We start from the raw sequence: 16,511 nt of genomic DNA, 5'->3' as shown, positions 1-16,511 counted from the left end.
CTTAATTTGTAATTCCTAAATCATATAAGCTTTCTTCATATGTGTCTTCCATTACTTCAAGCCAAGTTGTTAAATTTTCGGTATGAATTTGCGCACGATCGCATCCTACTCGTGATGTTTCACAACGCTTAATGTTTTTCATGACACCACGAAGATCTGTTTTCGTGCCAGCGATAAGTTCTTTCGTTAACTCGAATGCTTCAGGAGTCGCATCAGCCTCATGTTTCTCTGTGAGGTCATACAAAGCTCTCGTATGGGTTTTGGCATCTTGAAAATCGGAGCGGTCCATTGCACTGTATAGCGCTTCAAGGTGATCGTGGAATTGTGTTAAATAATGGCCGTGTTCATCGCTATACATTAAGATGTCATCACTAGGCTTCTTGTTTTTATGGTTTACATACAACGTATTTGGTTCTCGACCTTCATTGTAAGGCTCACGATCTTGAGCTTCTAAATCTTGCTGTAAATCTTGTCCATATTGATTGCAACCAGTAAGTAGCACGAGAAGGATTAAAGAACTGGTCAGCTTTTTCATAAGTTCACGTCCTTTTTGTAAGTAAGTTTATGAAAGGTAGTATGCTTTTCGATTGTTTTGAATATGCATGAAGGAAATGGATTTCGGTCACCCTTACACTATATAGCTATAAATCTTGTGTAAAAGCATTTATTCCATTGCTACTTTCACTTATAATAGTTAGGGAATACATGGCTGGGGGGCTAAAAGGATCATGCATTCAGAGAAAATAGCGATACCGCTTTCTGAAGAACTTTTTAGTGAGATCAAGCATTTGACTGAGAAAGAACAGGATCAACTGTTCTTTAAAATGGTTCAACAATACGTTGAACGCAAAAAGAAAGAACAACTCATTCAGGAATTAAAGCAAGGTTATGAGGAAATGGCTGTGATTAATCGCGGACTATCTGAAACCTTTGCATACTGTGAATGGGAGGCCCAAGAGCGGATCAAGGCGATTCGAAAGGTCTCACATTACTAACAAGGAGGTGAATGGATGAGGTGAGCAACCAAAAAGAATCTCAACATCCAGCTGCAAAGAAAAGCGTCAAAAGAGGTGATGTTTTCTTTGCAGATTTATCTCCAGTTGTAGGGTCTGAGCAAGGGGGGTAAGGCCGGTCCTCGTCATTCAAAATGACATCGGGAACCGGTTTAGTCCGACCGTTATCGTTGCTGCGATCACTGCACAGATTAAGAAAGCTAAGTTGCCCACACACGTAGAAATCGATGCGAACAAGCACAAATTTGACCGTGATAGCGTCGTACTCTTAGAACAAATACGTACGATTGATAAACAACGCTTAACGGATAAAATTACACATCTAGATGACAATATGATGAAAAAAAGTCAACGAGGCACTTGAAATTAGCATCGGATTACGCGATTTGTAGTAGCTACATAGTTGTAAAACCGACTTGTCCCCCCAAGTCGGTTTTTTTATCGCCTAATTATGTAAAAATGTGTGATAAAATAAAAAAAATAACGCAACATTTTCGCGATCTTATGATATACTATGAAAAACATACATGAAAATAAAGGTAAAGTGACATAAATAAGCATAATACGACTCGAAGGGGAGCGATCACACCTTGAACAAGTTATCTTCTAAGACGTGGGGTTTCATTGTGATGATGTTAAAACTAACGATTGGCTTTGGTATGATCCTTTCGAGTTTTGTAAGTGGATGGTCGAATACGTCTGAAGGCACGTTGCCAGCAAAAACGGGCGTTGTGTTGCACGCCATTAATAACCAGCTGATCGTTCCGAGTGAGAACTTAAAGGCACCGGAATTTCTGACAAGACTAACGGGTACGTCAAATGTTAGGCCGTCGTTTTATCGTGAAGACTTGACCATTCCAGTTAGTGACGGCGAGTTTTTGGATGCGAGAATGTACGCGCCAATTCAGAGTGAAGATGCGCCGATTATCGTTTATTATCACGGTGGCGCATTTATGGAAGGGTATGGAAGCATTCAAACGCATGACAACATCGTACGAGCACTGGCGAGCCGTTCAGGGGCAATTGTCATTAGTGTTGGTTACCGACTTGCACCTAAGCACATTTTTCCTAAAGCAGTTGAAGATGCGTATGACGCACTTTTATATATTGAACAACAAGCTTCTGTTTGGGGAGGAGATCCGGGCAACATTACCGTTGCAGGTGATAGTGCAGGTGGTAACATTGCAACCGTCACAGCGATGAAGGCTAGAGATTTTAATGGTCCAGAATTAACTGCACAATTGCTGTATTATCCGCTTACGACGTTTCATGATTATCCGTTAGAAACGAGAGAGCAATATAGCAGCGGACAGTATTTGTTATCTCGTTCTGTTATGGAAAAGGCTAGAGCGACGTATACGCCAGGGGAAGACATGTGGGAGAATCCATACGTTTCGCCACTTGATGCAAAAACGACGGCAGGACTACCACCAGCATTCATCGCTACTGCAGAATTTGATCCGCTAAGAGATGAAGGAGAACTGTATGCGGAGAAGTTATTCTCAGATGGTGTTTACGTTGAGAATTTGAGGTACGAAGGCGTTATGCACGGGTTCTTATCATTTTATGAAGTAATGACGACAGGGAATCTTGCAATTGATGATAGCTTGGCGTTTTTATCGTCACAGTGGGAAGAAGAAGAGCGAGTTATGGTCGGCTTTCAAGTGATCGATCGTGAAGCACCTTCTGGTTTTTCCAGGGTGCGTGAAGAGATTGAAGCACATGTAGCGGCGGCGTATTTGTTGTCGATTCAATTTACGCAACTGTTTCACACGTTTGTTGAACAAGCAGATGGTTTCTTTCAATCAGAGATAAGTAATGAAGCTGAATAAGCTTAGATTTTTAAATAGAAGAGAAGGGTAAGGATTAGCAATCCTTACCCTTTTCTTGTTCTTGAACACCTTCTTTATTTTGAATCAATGGATAATGACCACGAGTGTCTGTGAAAACATGACCCGTGACAGTTTATAAGTGAATGGATCCGATTTATCGATAAATATAGCGATATTTAGGCAAATACGTCTGTTTAATTGGATGAGTTGTGAATAGAAGTCAATAATTTCGTTAATTCTTTTGTTTTCTCTATTTTATTTTAGTATGGGGTGTGGTAGACTACTTTTTGGATAGAGGAATATGTCGAAAGGGGGCTCTCTGATGCTTACCAATTTTACGCAACGACAACGTGATAAACGTCGTCAACTTACGTACCATTCAGACAATAATGATGTGGTGGAGTTTCTTGAACAGAAGGTCGATGAATTTGTGAAGAAAACAAAGCCGGTATTTTTACTAGATGAAAGTGAACTGCAATCACTAAAACGCGCATTGCAATCACGAGAAAAACAACGAGGTTGGCGTGTGCGTTCAAAAACAACGCGTCAGAAAGCTCTCTTTTATAATAAAGATTTGCGAAAGTTTGTGCAGGACTTAGAAAGAGAAAATGATTTCCGACTTGAAGGAAATGAAGCTTTGTTCGTTCAACTTCTCACAACGACGATTCAGCTATGGAATATGTCGGAAACGTATCGTAAGTACGGCAACTTCGTTACGAATGGAGATACAATTGCTACTGTATTTAATCGTTACATTGAAGTAGTTGAAGTGGAGGAACAATTTAGTCCATCAACGATTGAAAGCTTACGAAAGCAAATGATTTGTCACAAGTTAGTGAGTGTGACGATCAAATCAGCGAAATTAAAGCACCAATTAATGCTTTATAAAAAGCGCCAACAGATGATTTCAGTAAGCCCAGTGTAAACTGGGCTTTTTCTTTGTGTACAAAAGTCGTGAATGAATGAACTGAATGAACGTACGCACAAGTAATTGAGTAAAATGGAACGAATAAACGAAGCAATCTTTTGCAACGTTATAAAAAGAGAAAAGAAGAAATTGTCGAACAAAAGAAGTATGCGCTTACAACCTGAAGGGTATTGAGTTTGATTTTAGTGAATGTCTATTCATTTATATCGGAAACACTAGCCACTTACAGGATAGTCTGTGGTATGATAGGACAAGGACGAGAAACATCTTTTGCTGTTACTTTAATGAGGTTTATTAAAGTAACTAAACATTTAATGAGTAAAAGGGAAGGTTTTTTTATGACGAGCAGACAAATAGAAACCGATGTGGTTTTAATCGGTGCGGGTATGATGAGTGCCACACTTGGAGCGTTACTTAGAGAATTGGCACCGAACATGGAAATCACGGTCTTAGAAAAACTAGGAGGCGCAGGGGAAGAAAGCTCCAATGAGTGGAACAATGCTGGAACAGGGCATGCGGCACTTTGTGAACTCAACTACACTTCCGAAAAACCTGACGGTTCAATTGATACGAAAAAAAGCGGTTAACGTAAATGAGCAGTTTCAAATTTCAAGACAATTTTGGTCGTATTTAGTCGATCACGGTTTATTGAAGAATCCAGAAAGCTTTATTATGTCGATTCCTCATATGAGTCTTGTGCACGGCAAAAAGAACGTTGAATTTCTTAAAAAGCGTTATGATGCACTTGTAGATATTCCTTTATTTGAAGGTATGGAATACTCAGAGGATCCTAAGCAGTTAAAGCAGTGGCTCCCACTCGTTATGGAGAATCGCTCTGATAGTGATCCAATTGCGGCAACTAAGATTGACACAGGTACTGATGTGAATTTTGGTGAGTTGACGCGTATTTTATTTAATCAACTTGAAGGTGAGAACTTTCATATCCACTACAAGCATAAAGTAATGAACTTAAAGCGGACGATTCGAGACAACAAATGGGAAGTAAAAGTTGAAGATATGCGTACAGGTGAAGTGTACATCTATACAACAAAGTTCGTATTTATCGGTGCAGGTGGAGGAAGCTTATCATTACTTCAAAAAACTGGTATTCCCGAGTCACGAAACGTCGGTGGCTTCCCAGTAAGTGGATTGTTTATGGCTTGTCATAACCCTGAAATCGTTGAACAACACCATGCGAAGGTGTACGGAAAAGCTAAAGTCGGTGCACCGCCAATGTCAGTGCCTCACTTAGATACGCGCTATATTGATAATAAAAAGTCATTATTATTCGGACCGTTTGCAGGCTTTTCTCCGAAATTCTTAAAAGAAGGGTCGAATATGGATTTAATCAATTCCGTTCGCCCGTCTAATGTGATGACGATGCTTTCAGCAGGGGTAAAAGAGTTATCGTTAACTCGTTATCTCATTCAACAAGTGTTATTGTCAAAAGAGAAGCGTATGGAAGAACTGCGTGAATTCGTTCCAAACGCCAAAAGCGAAGATTGGGATATGGTCGTTGCCGGCCAGCGTGTTCAGGTAATAAAAGATACAGAAGACGGCGGCAAAGGAACCCTTCAATTCGGTACGGAAGTGATTACGAGTGAAGACGGTTCTGTAGCTGCATTACTCGGTGCATCTCCAGGTGCATCTACGGCTGTTCACGTAATGCTTGAAGTGTTAAAACGTTGTTATCCAGATCAAATGGATGAGTGGATGCCAAAGATTAAAGAAATGGTACCATCATACGGGCAGTCACTCGCTGAGAATCGTGAGCTGTTCAAGCAATTAGAAGCATCTACAGCAAAAACGCTTAAGTTGTCTGCAGAACAAACAGACTTAGCGATGAATTAATCAATATCAAGGCATTGAGAGGGGAAACTCGTTCAATGCCTTTTTTAGTTGTATAACAATTCGTGCCTTGAGAATAGCTTGAATTCGGCAAAAAGAAAAAGTGTACGTGGATTGAACACATCCCACGTACACTTTTTTTACACAAACATAAATACGATATGAGCACATAAAACGATAATCGGTAACGTAATGATCGTACGCAATAAGAAGATCATGACAAGGTGCATGAAGTTAACAGGGATTTTTGAAGCAAGTAACAATCCACCGACTTCACTCATAAAGATCAACTGTGTGACAGACAAACAACCAATAATAAAACGTGTCATTTCACTTTGAATTTCTGCACCAATTAATGCTGGTAAAAGCATATCAGCAAACCCGATCAGTATCGTCTCAGATGCTGCTTGCGCTTCAGGAACTTGCATTAACTCTAGAATTGGTATGAACGGTGCGCCTAACCAAGTGAAAAGTGGCGTCTGTTCTGCAATGATAATCGTTATTGTACCGAAGGCAAGTACGATCGGAATCACGCCAATCCACAATTCAAGGACATTTTTAAAGCCTTGTTTTCCAGTGCTTACGATATGAACTTGACTCGCTCTCGTTAAAGCGCCTTGCCAAGCGCGTTTCAGTAGTGGTCGACCGTCTTTAGGTTCTTCTTTTTGTGGTGTTGCGTGTTCATAATAATCTTCGCTAAATCGTGAAAGCGGAGGAATTCGTGGCATAATAATGGCTGCCACAAAACCAGCTATGACGATCGTCATGTAATAAGGGAAAAACATATGCTCTAAGCTTAAATAACCCAAAATAACGATCGTAAACGTAATAGAAACGATGTTAAAGGTTGTCCCAAGAACTGCAGCTTCTCTTCTCGTATAATGACCTTCCATATACTGTTGGTTCGTCATCATAACACCAATCGTCGCATCGCCAAACCAAGAAGCAAGGCTGTCGATTGAGGAACGGCCTGGAAGTCGAAATAGTGGACGCATAATTACGTTCATTAATGCACCGGCAAATTCCAGTAAACCGAAGTTCAACAGAAGTGGAAGAAAAATCCCCGCAAATAAAAACACAGTAATGAGTAAGGAGCGAGTTCAAAAATTAAGTCGCCAGTATCTGGTCCCCATACCCATTCCGGTCCGATTTGAAAGATGATTAAAAGACCGAGTGTAAACCCAATGATTCGAACGATTAACCAAAATGGTGTAACGGCAAAGATGGATTGAAAGATTGGCTTTTGTAACCATGCAGCATTTGTGAATGTATATAACAAACTGCCAATCACAGAAATTGCAGCTAACGTAATCGTTAATTCGGCGATGACGGGTGCAAGAATATCACCTGCGAGATTCGAAAGAAATGCGATTGGAATCGTCATTTCTCGTTCCCCATCTACCGTATAAAACACCGGAAAAATAAAGATAAATAGTCCGAGTAATGAAGGAAGAATAAACCAAAGAATTGGCTTAGTCGATTTAGTCGTCATGATGTGCCCACCTTAAGATGTATAAATTGCTAAATAGAGATCCGTTCAAGAACTTCGTTTAGTTCTCGTAAGTTTTTAATTTCAATGGTTGGAATGATGTCCGTATCATTGGAGGTGCCTTCTCGATTAATCCATACTGTCGTTAGGTTAACCCCATTTCCACCGATAATATCCGTATGAAGGTTGTCACCGATCATGACCGCTTCTTCTGGCTTGATGTTTAGCTGCGATAAACAGTGGTTAAATAGTGAAGTATCAGGCTTTCCGACACCAAATGAACCAGATATAAAAATACGATTAAAGAAAGGTACTAATGCAGGTGTCATTTGTAATTTCTTTTGTTGTAGACTTGGTGCGCCATTCGTTAATAGTACGAGTTGAAACGTTTTTTTGAAGGGATGACAGAACATCAAACGTCTCATCGTATACGTAAGGCAGTGTTTCACGATACGTAATAAATCGTTTCGCGAGTTTTCTTGCTAGTGATAAATCTTCATTGCCTACTGAGCGAAGCGACTCCATCCATACGTCGAATTGATATACGGAAATATTGTCACTCATTAGCCGTAATCTGGAATCATTCACATCATTGAATTTCCCCCATAAACCTTCAAACGGGTTAATACCTAAAGCAACAGTGACAGGGTAGAAGTCTTGCTTCTTGTATTCAATAGGTGCAATTTCTTTTACCGCATTAAATAGAAGATCGGCGTCAATTCCAGCTATTCTGTATGCGTCATTACACGTTGCGAGCAAAGCTTCTTTAATACTCTTTTTGTCCCATAAGAGCGTATCATCTAGGTCGAAAATTAACGTATTAATCACGGTACACCCACCTTTCGTCTCGTTGTATAATTACTCGCATTGTAGCATAAAAAGGCAAACTGCGTGTAGTATAAGCTAAAATTTCATTTATTCTAAACAAAAGATGTTCATTCATTGCATGAAAAATAGATATAGGATTAACGAGAGCTATTGCGTGGAATAAAGTAATAAAGACAGAAAATGCAACGTTAGATTGTGGAAAATCGTGTAAAAACAAAGACGGATTTACTAAAAAGAACAACGGCAAGACATTACGGCACAGTAACGTTACTGAGACTCCTATTAAGTAAAGCGGTACAGCAGTAATTGACTGTTATCAAAGAGGAAAGAGGTAGTCTTAAATACCTATAAGTGAATCATGGAACTCGGTAAGTAAAGGGATTTTTTGACGAATCATGTCAAAATCAAACGGTTTACAAGAAAAGGCACAAGGGAAAACAGTAAAAAAAGTTTGTCATTTTAACAAACAAAATCACGACTATCTTTTGTATCCTGTTACTTGACGTGTTAAAATAAAAATGTGAAAGCGTTACGAATTGAAATCGTTTATTTTTTTCTGCGCTGAATTATTCAGGCAAACTTTATAGCCGAGCTTTATGTGTAGTTAGTATCCCCAAAACACGGAATCTATTGTTTTTAGAATGCGTTTTCTTATTTTGGAGATATAATATCGTTCAGATTGATAAGATACATTTAAATGATGAGGTTACATCATTGCTTGAGAATTGGCGATGTTAGTTTTTTTATGAGAAAAGTTCTTGGTCATCAATTCCGAATCGTAAATCGGCAATTGCTCGACCTCAATTCGAACCGTTTTAAGACGAATTTTGTCGATCATGACGTTACAGATTGCAAACAAGTTAGTTGGAGGTAGTAGCAGATGGACAGAAAGGTTTCCAAGCTTGAGAAGTCTTGGGAAACATTTCACGGCCCGAACTTAGGGTATGTGATGGACCAGTATGAACTATACAAAGAAAACCCGAGCGATGTTGAAGAAGATTTAAAAGCGTGGTTCGATGAGTACGGTGCACCATCAGTCGGTTCAACGAATAACGTTTCAGAATCAAGTGACGAAACGGTGAATTCATCATCGATGCACAAGATTGCTGCAGCGATTAAGCTTGCAGAAAACATTCGCACTTTCGGACACTTACTTGCAGATATTAACCCATTGGAAGCACCTGGAGAAGAGTCATCGTTTTTAAAGCCGAGTGAACACGGATTAAGTGACGAGGACTTAATGGCAATGCCAGCAGAGATGCTTTGTAAAGATGCACCGTCTTCAGTTGAAAACGGTCTAGATGCGATTAATCATCTTAAGAAGATGTATACAAAATCAATCGCTTTTGAATTTCATCATGTTCACGACCTCGAAGAGAAGAACTGGCTAAACCAAATGGTTGAGTCCGGTGATATCTATGAAGATTTGTCTCCGAATAAACGCAAATCAGTCTTGGAGAAATTAACAGCTACCGAAGGCTTTGAGCAGTTTTTGCACCGCTACTTTGTCGGACAAAACGTTTCTCTATTGAAGGATTAGATAGTATGGTCCCGATTTTAGAGGAAATGACACAAAGCTACATGCAAGACGGTGCGAAAGATATCATGATTGGAATGGCTCACCGTGGACGATTGAGCACGCTTGCTCACGTTCTAGGGAAACCATACAACCTCATTTTCTCCGAATTTAAACATGCTCCACTTGAAGATGAAGCACCAACAGAAGGGTCTTTGAACGAAGGTTGGACTGGGGATGTGAAGTACCACTTAGGTGCGAATAAGCAAATTGGTGAAGAGTCAACGTATACGACAGTTTCCCTTGCTAATAATCCAAGTCACTTAGAATACGTAGACCCAATCGTTGTTGGGTATGCTCGTGCTGCTCAAGAAGACCGTACTCAAGTCGGTTTCCCTGATCAAGAAATGAAGAATGCAGGTGCGATCTTAATTCACGGAGACGCAGCATTCCCAGGTCAAGGAATTATTGCTGAGACATTGAACTTGAGCGTTTGAAAGGATATCAAACGGGAGGCACAATGCATATCATTGCAAACAACTTACTCGGATTTACGACAGATAGTCATGATTCGAGATCAACAACATATGCAAGTGACCTCGCAAAAGGTTACGAAATTCCAATTATCCACGTGAACGCTGATGACCCAGATTCTTGTATTGCCGCAGCGCATTTAGCATCTGAGTATCGCCGTCGCTTCCATAAAGACTTCCTCATTGATTTAGTCGGTTATCGTCGTTACGGACATAACGAGACAGATGAGCCGATGTCTACTCAACCGAAATTGTATGAGAAGATCAAAAAGCATGAGACATCACGTGCTATTTATGCAAAAACACTCATTCAAGACGGTGTTGTAACAGAAGAAGAAGTCGAAACAATGCGTAGTGAGCTTCAAGACAAACTCATGCGTGAGTATGAAAAAGTCGGTGAAGCGAGTCACGAAGTTGCTGACATGAATCCACCAGAAGTTATTGAAAAAGGACTTCCTAAGATGGATACTGCAGTTGCTTATGATGAGCTCAAACAAATGAATGAAGAACTACTTCAATACCCTGAAGACTTTACGGTGTTCCCGAAATTGAAGAAGATTTTACAACGTCGTGAAGAAGCGTTTAATGAAGGTGTTATTGATTGGGGACATGCAGAAGCACTTGCATTCGCTTCTATTATCTCTGATGGGACGCCAATTCGAATGACGGGGCAAGATTCTGAACGTGGAACGTTTAACCATCGTCATTTAGTGCTTCACGATTATGAGAATGGTGAGATTCACTCGCCAATGCATACGCTCTCAACAGCGAACGCGTCGTTTGCGCTTCATAACAGTCCGCTTTCAGAAGCATCGGTCGTTGGATTTGAGTATGGCTATAACGTACAAGCTCCTGAAACGCTTGTCCTTTGGGAAGCGCAATACGGAGACTTCTCAAATGCCGCACAAGTTCAATTTGATCAATTCTTATCTGCAGGTCGTGCGAAATGGGGACAACGTTCTGGTATGGTACTTTTATTACCTCACGGTTATGAAGGTTCTGGTCCAGAGCATTCAAGCGCTCGTCTTGAACGTTTCTTACAGCTTGCGGCTGAGAACAACTGGAATGTTGCGTATTTATCAAGCACATCACAATACTTCCATATTTTAAGACGACAAGCGAAAAGTCTTGAAATGGATGAAGTACGTCCGCTCGTTCTTATGACACCGAAGAGTTTACTTCGTAACAAGTCACTTGCTGATCCGTACGAAGCCTTTACGGAAGGGCGTTTCCACCGTGTACTCGGTGATCCATTAACGCTCGGTAATGAAGATGAAGTGGAGCGAATTGTGTTCTGCTCTGGTAAAATCGCAATTGACCTTCATGAAAGCATCGACGAGACTGTTGATACGAAGAAGCTTCACATCGTTCGTTTTGAGGAACTTTATCCGTATCCACATAAGACGGTCGAGACCGTTCTCGCGAAATATAAAAACCTTAAGGCTGCAGTATGGGTTCAAGAAGAGCCGAAGAACATGGGTGCTTGGAACTACATCGACCCGTACTTGCGTGAAAGCTTACCAGACGATGTACCGTTAGAGTATGTAGGACGTCGTCGTCGTTCGAGCCTTCTGAAGGGAATCCGAACGCACACAAACAAGAACAACAACGAATTATCAACACGGCATTGGGACGTGAAGGGAGCAACCAATAATGGCAGAAATTAAAGTTCCAGAACTCGCAGAGTCGATTACTGAAGGAACAATTGCAGAATGGTTAAAACAACCTGGTGATTACATCGAGAAAGGCGAAACGATCGCTGAACTCGAAACAGATAAAGTAAACGTTGAGATTAACTCTGAACAAGCAGGTGTATTACAAAAGCACTTGCGTGAAGCTGGCGACACAGTTGAAATTGGCGAAGCAATTGCAACGATTGATGAAAACGCTAAAGAAGGTTCTGCACCTGCAGCTTCTGAAGACAGTGCCCCTGCTAAAGAGGAAGCACCAAAAGCTGATGCTCCTAAAGAAGAAGCGAGTAACAAAGCAGAAGAAAGTGACAGCAATGACTCAGAACACGTGATTGCATCACCTGCAGCACGTAAGCTTGCACGTGAGAAAGGCATCAACTTAAACGATATTCAAGCGAGAGATCCACTCGGTCGCGTTCGTAAAGAAGATGTTGAAGCGCACGGCCAAAAGCCAGCTGCACCTGCAAAAGAAAACAAACAAGCTGAGCCTAAGAAAGATGAATTCGGTGGCAAGCCGCACGAGCGCATTAAAATGAGCCGTCGTCGTCAGACGATTGCAAAGCGCCTCGTTGATGTTCAACAAGAAAGTGCGATGCTTACAACGTTTAACGAAGTCGATATGAGCGCTGTTATGGACATTCGTAAGCGCCGTAAAGATGCGTTCCAAGAAGAGCATGACGGTACACGTCTTGGCTTTATGTCATTCTTTACGAAAGCAGTTGTTGGAGCACTTAAGAAATACCCACTTCTTAACGCTGAAATTCAAGGCAACGAAATCGTTAAGAAAGATTTCTATGATATCGGTATGGCAGTTTCAACAAACGACGGTCTAGTCGTTCCAGTAGTTCGTGATGCAGAGCGTTTAAGCTTTGCGGGCATTGAGAAAGAAATCTCAGACCTCGGTAAAAAAGCTCGCGACAACAAGCTTGCACTTTCTGATTTACAAGGTGGTACGTTCACGATTACGAACGGTGGTGTATTCGGTTCACTTCTTTCGACACCGATCTTAAATGCACCTCAAGTTGGTATCCTTGGAATGCACACAATTCAATGGCGTCCAGTTGCGATTGATCAAGATCGTATGGAAAACCGTCCAATGATGTACCTTGCACTTTCTTATGATCACCGCATTGTAGACGGGAAAGAAGCAGTTAGCTTCCTCGTTACAGTTAAGAAATTACTTGAAGAGCCAGAGCAACTTCTTTTAGAAGGATAACGCTTAGAAAGACTCCGTTCATTACGGAGTCTTTTTTTTATAACGTATAGCGTTGAAAAATAGTCTATAGTATGTAAATATCAAAAATTATGAAAAAAAGAGGTTTACTTCTAAGTGATTCGTGATACTATATTAATACATCGTCAGCCCTCATCCTATAAGATTGAGGGTTGATGACGTTTTATTAGTAACGAGCCTCTGCCTGATGGTCGTAAGATGTGTGGAGACGTAAGACGTGACCATGCAAACATTTTTGAGGAGGGATTTTCATGGTACAGACGAAAGCTCAAGAATTGCGTGCGGCGATCCAAATGAGAGGCTGGTCAAACACGACGTTATTATCAACCGATCAAGAAGACATCATTTTGAATAGTCGAACGGGTTGTCGTTCCTGGAAAGGTACGAAATGGGGATTTATTTCAGCAGAATCTCCTGAGCAGTTGAATATAACGATTGACTTGCCGCGTAATCGAGCGAATATTAATGAAATTTGTGAGCAGCTTGAGATGAAGCTCATTTCAAACGAAGAAGTTGGGCTAAGTGGCATTTGGCTAGAGAAGAAAGCAGATCGCGATACATTACACATCCATATTACAAATCATGATTTAAACGATACGGTATTTTCAACGGAATCGAAATTGATTAACTTTTTGAGTGAAGCAAGACGGTGGAATTGCTTGTAATTGATAGACACGAGGCGGTCGACAATTAGACGACTGCCTTTTTTCGTTCCTGTAATTGTCAATAAACGTCGTCCCATGATATACTATTGATAATCAATCTCAACTAACTAACCAGAGCCTGATTTGAAAGGGGACGACATGACATTGAGTCGCAAGCGTTATTTTTACTGTCGCTCACTACACCACTCGTTAGAACCGATGAATTGGCCGAGGATCAAAGAAATAGGTTTTGATTTAAATATAAAGCGAGAAGATTTACCGTTTTTCATCTCGTTTTTCCGTGATCTTGAACAGTATTACACTGACAAATCTCAGCTCGTTCAAGAAAGTTATCAAGTGTACATGGAAGAAGTAGCTTCGTTTTTCAGGGATCAATCCAATGAAATGATTTATTGCTCTTCAATTCAAACAGAAGCAAAGAATTACGTCATTCCATTTACGGATTTTGTTGCAGCATTTATGTTAGCAGACGAAGCATTTGAGCGGATTTTTGATGAGAATAAGAACACGGACCAACAGTTTGATAAAGTACTCACGTATTATAAACGGTTTAATTTATTAGCAGATGCGACAAAGGCACAATTTATATTAGATCATCTACCAGAACTCGTACTACATGATGATTAAAAGGGGAAGTTATAGGCAATGTTACACTTCAAATGGCAAAACAGTGAAACGATCAAAAGCATTCGTTGCGTTCACGCCGATGCAAAGAAATACAAAGTTGATTCGGTGCTAACACCTGGGAAAGATTATGATGTGAAGAATGAAACGGATGAATTTTACTTTGTAATTGATGATACCGGTAAAGTCGGTGGCTTCCTAAAAGACTACTTTGAAGAGAAATAAACTGTCCTTGGACAGTTTATTTTTATTTAATGATTGAATCTTTTGAAAAATAAGAGTAAAATAACGTTGTGTGATAACGCTTACATTAAAGGAGGATACGATGTCTACAATCCAATTTCAATTTTTTTGTAGGAACTTCAGTTGTCTTTCAACGAGATGCAAGTCTTACACTTCATGATCAGTTACAAAAGTTAGGGAAGAAGCGTCCGCTCGTACTTACAGATCAAGGAATTATGGATGCAGGGATTGCAAACGTAATAACGAACCAACTTGATGAGCACACGTATGACTATGAAGTGATGCATGATATTCCTGCCAACCTCCTAGTAAAGTCGTCATGAAAGGTGCTACGTTGATTCAGAATCAGCAGTTTGATAGCATCGTTGCAGTTGGTGGCGGAAGTGTAATGGATGCAGCAAAAGCGATCAGCATCATGTCAGCCAATGATGGAAGTATCAACGACTATGATGCAATCATTGGTAATCGTACATTTGAAAAGCAAGGGCCTCCACTCATTACGATTCCAACCACGTCAGGTACAGGAAGTGAAGTGACTCAGTGGGCAGTTATTACAAATGAAGAAACAGGTCGTAAACAAGCGATTGGTCATCCATTTATGTCCCCTGTTATTGCCCTCGTAGATCCTGTGCTAACGTTAAAGTTACCGAAAGTATTAACAGCAGCTACAGGTAGTGACGCTTTAACACACGCAATCGAAGCGTATACGTCTAAGAATACGATGAACAACAATTCTCCGCTAATTGATCATATTGCGCTAGAAGCGATTGCGATGATTTCTAGAAGCCTAGAGCGCGCAGTTACAAATGGTGAAGATCTTGAAGCGAGAGAAGACATGATGGCTGGAAGTCTTCTTGCGGGCATCGCATTCCAAAATGCTGGACTCGGCAATACCCACGCATTGGCTCATCCGTTAGGTGGGAAATTTAACGTACCACACGGAATTGCAAATGCGAATCTGCTTCCGGTCGTTATGGCTTACAATGTAGATGCCTGTCCGGAGCGATTTGAAACGATCGCCAACATCTTTGAACCAGGTGGTCGCAAAAAGGCGAGTGATGCAGTGGTTTTCGTTGAACAACTCATCGAACGCATTGGTATTCCTAGTCTTTCAGAGTATGAAATGACTGAAAGTGATTACAAAGAGATGGCAAAAGACGCGACGACAGACGTCAGTTCGTTTACGAATCCGAAAGAAACGACTGAAGAAACGTTTTTTTGAGCTTTATTTAAAAGCATCTAAGTTAACTGTATAATTATTATGTAAACAAAAACTCCGCGATCTTTTACATCGCGGAGTTTTTGTAAGTTAAAGAACCGTGCTTTCAATATCACGATCAGCATCATCATTACTTTGAGCTTCGCGCGTTTTAAGATGTTTAATCTCGTATCTAATTGTTTCATCATGTACGCTAATGAATCTTCATTAATCGTGCCATTTTCATCTTTACTGAAGTTCACAGCAACTGGCTTTAATTCATCAAGGCGCTCGATGACTTGATCATAAATGTGCGGGTGTTCTTTTATAATGCGGTGCAATAAATAGGTACCGTATGCAATATGTCTCGATTCATCACGCTTTAAATAACCGACTCCTTCAAGAAGCCCAGGCATCATTCCGGTATGTTGAAGTTGTTCGTAAAACGTATGATAACCAGATTCTGCAAGCACACCTTCTACAAACATGTTATAAATCGTTGCAGCATCAGCGATCGCTTCTGGGGATTGATCCGTTAACAGTCTATCCATTGCATTTGGCAACGTTTCGTTAAATAATTGTTCATACGCAGGATCGTAATGCTTAGATAATGGTTCTGTTTCATCAATCGTGGAGAGGACGAGTTGGAAAAACTCTGTATGTTTGGCTTCTTCGTGAAGAAACGTCGTTAAAAACATTTCTTCTTCAATTCTACCTTCATTAGAAATGACCATAATTAATGGCAATAAATCACGAGTGACGGCTTCTTCCCCGCCTTGGAATTTAGCAATAACCCGAAGGATGGCTTGTTTTTGTTCATCAGGTAAGTGTGGCCAATGAGCTTTGTCGTGAGAATAGTTAATGTCTTC

14 protein-coding genes and 4 pseudogenes are annotated in these 16,511 nt (G+C 40.6%); 11 read left to right on the top strand and 7 right to left on the bottom strand.

The genetic code is table 11. The annotated features are described in order from the left end of the window. Position 1: 1 nt before the first annotated feature. The gene (locus tag JCM19055_RS13365; RefSeq protein WP_042360068.1) at positions 2 to 535 is read right to left on the bottom strand and encodes a hypothetical protein; all 534 of its coding nucleotides are present in this window, start codon (positions 533 to 535) and stop codon (positions 2 to 4) included. A gap of 193 nt (positions 536 to 728) precedes the next feature. Here JCM19055_RS13365 and JCM19055_RS13360 point away from each other — a divergent pair, with 193 nt between their 5' ends. From JCM19055_RS13360 to mqo, 5 genes and pseudogenes are all read left to right on the top strand, one after another. After that, complete coding sequence (locus JCM19055_RS13360; protein WP_042360067.1) at positions 729 to 995, top strand: hypothetical protein; 267 nt, start codon at positions 729 to 731, stop codon at positions 993 to 995. Positions 996 to 1,006: 11 nt separating this feature from the next. Continuing rightward, a pseudogene (locus JCM19055_RS13355) lies at positions 1,007 to 1,405 on the top strand (type II toxin-antitoxin system PemK/MazF family toxin). Positions 1,406 to 1,642: 237 nt separating this feature from the next. Then, positions 1,643 to 2,845 (top strand): alpha/beta hydrolase, encoded by a 1,203-nt coding sequence (locus JCM19055_RS13350; RefSeq protein ID WP_042360104.1) that lies wholly within the window; start codon positions 1,643 to 1,645, stop codon positions 2,843 to 2,845. A gap of 322 nt (positions 2,846 to 3,167) precedes the next feature. After that, positions 3,168 to 3,770, top strand: a complete 603-nt coding sequence (locus tag JCM19055_RS13345; RefSeq protein WP_042360066.1) for a hypothetical protein — start codon at positions 3,168 to 3,170, stop codon at positions 3,768 to 3,770. Positions 3,771 to 4,111: 341 nt separating this feature from the next. Further along, positions 4,112 to 5,624: pseudogene (gene mqo / locus JCM19055_RS13340) on the top strand (malate dehydrogenase (quinone)). Positions 5,625 to 5,761: 137 nt separating this feature from the next. Here the strand turns inward: mqo and JCM19055_RS13335 are convergent. The 5 genes from JCM19055_RS13335 to JCM19055_RS29780 all read right to left on the bottom strand — a co-directional run bounded on the left by JCM19055_RS13335 (position 5,762) and on the right by JCM19055_RS29780 (position 8,776). Continuing rightward, a complete protein-coding gene (locus JCM19055_RS13335; protein WP_370543140.1) occupies positions 5,762 to 6,664 on the bottom strand; it encodes a YjiH family protein in 903 nt (300 codons plus the stop codon). Next, positions 6,661 to 7,113 carry a hypothetical protein gene (locus JCM19055_RS31890; RefSeq protein ID WP_370543139.1) on the bottom strand — a complete coding sequence of 151 codons (453 nt, stop codon included), beginning with the start codon at positions 7,111 to 7,113 and terminating at the stop codon, positions 6,661 to 6,663. The genes JCM19055_RS13335 and JCM19055_RS31890 overlap by 4 nt, the downstream gene beginning before the upstream one ends. Positions 7,114 to 7,142: 29 nt before the next feature. Next, the gene (locus tag JCM19055_RS29785; RefSeq protein ID WP_265182155.1) at positions 7,143 to 7,523 is read right to left on the bottom strand and encodes an HAD family hydrolase; all 381 of its coding nucleotides are present in this window, start codon (positions 7,521 to 7,523) and stop codon (positions 7,143 to 7,145) included. Continuing rightward, complete coding sequence (locus JCM19055_RS13330) at positions 7,411 to 7,938, bottom strand: hypothetical protein (protein WP_265182154.1); 528 nt, start codon at positions 7,936 to 7,938, stop codon at positions 7,411 to 7,413. Before JCM19055_RS13330 ends, JCM19055_RS29785 begins: the two co-directional genes overlap by 113 nt. Positions 7,939 to 8,644: 706 nt before the next feature. Further along, positions 8,645 to 8,776 carry a hypothetical protein gene (locus tag JCM19055_RS29780; protein WP_265182153.1) on the bottom strand — a complete coding sequence of 44 codons (132 nt, stop codon included), beginning with the start codon at positions 8,774 to 8,776 and terminating at the stop codon, positions 8,645 to 8,647. A 42-nt stretch (positions 8,777 to 8,818) separates the two neighbouring features. On the opposite strand from JCM19055_RS29780, the pseudogene JCM19055_RS13325 reads away from it, so the two are divergent. From JCM19055_RS13325 to JCM19055_RS13300, 6 genes and pseudogenes are all read left to right on the top strand, one after another. Next, positions 8,819 to 11,641 (top strand): annotated as a pseudogene (locus JCM19055_RS13325) (2-oxoglutarate dehydrogenase E1 component). Beyond that, positions 11,641 to 12,894: a 2-oxoglutarate dehydrogenase complex dihydrolipoyllysine-residue succinyltransferase gene (gene odhB, locus JCM19055_RS13320; RefSeq protein WP_042360065.1), complete on the top strand. Its 1,254-nt coding sequence runs from the start codon at positions 11,641 to 11,643 to the stop codon at positions 12,892 to 12,894. Before JCM19055_RS13325 ends, odhB begins: the two are co-directional and overlap by 1 nt. Positions 12,895 to 13,163: 269 nt before the next feature. Continuing rightward, positions 13,164 to 13,577 (top strand): hypothetical protein, encoded by a 414-nt coding sequence (locus tag JCM19055_RS13315; protein ID WP_042360064.1) that lies wholly within the window; start codon positions 13,164 to 13,166, stop codon positions 13,575 to 13,577. A 144-nt stretch (positions 13,578 to 13,721) separates the two neighbouring features. Beyond that, positions 13,722 to 14,204, top strand: a complete 483-nt coding sequence (locus JCM19055_RS13310) for a hypothetical protein (RefSeq protein ID WP_152549888.1) — start codon at positions 13,722 to 13,724, stop codon at positions 14,202 to 14,204. An 18-nt stretch (positions 14,205 to 14,222) separates the two neighbouring features. Next, positions 14,223 to 14,426, top strand: a complete 204-nt coding sequence (locus tag JCM19055_RS13305; RefSeq protein WP_042360062.1) for a DUF6501 family protein — start codon at positions 14,223 to 14,225, stop codon at positions 14,424 to 14,426. A 95-nt stretch (positions 14,427 to 14,521) separates the two neighbouring features. Further along, positions 14,522 to 15,666 (top strand): annotated as a pseudogene (locus tag JCM19055_RS13300) (iron-containing alcohol dehydrogenase). Between the two features lie 17 nt (positions 15,667 to 15,683). On the opposite strand, the gene JCM19055_RS13295 reads toward JCM19055_RS13300, so the two are convergent. Beyond that, the gene (locus JCM19055_RS13295; protein WP_265182162.1) at positions 15,684 to 16,505 is read right to left on the bottom strand and encodes a R2-like ligand-binding oxidase; all 822 of its coding nucleotides are present in this window, start codon (positions 16,503 to 16,505) and stop codon (positions 15,684 to 15,686) included. Positions 16,506 to 16,511 lie beyond the last annotated feature (6 nt).

Origin of the sequence: Geomicrobium sp. JCM 19055 (assembly GCF_000698185.1) — a bacterium.
Taxonomy (GTDB): domain Bacteria; phylum Bacillota; class Bacilli; order Bacillales; family Marinococcaceae; genus Geomicrobium_A; species Geomicrobium_A sediminis.
The sequence above is the reverse complement of the archived record's forward strand: the minus strand, read 5'-3'. Positions and strand labels throughout refer to the sequence as shown.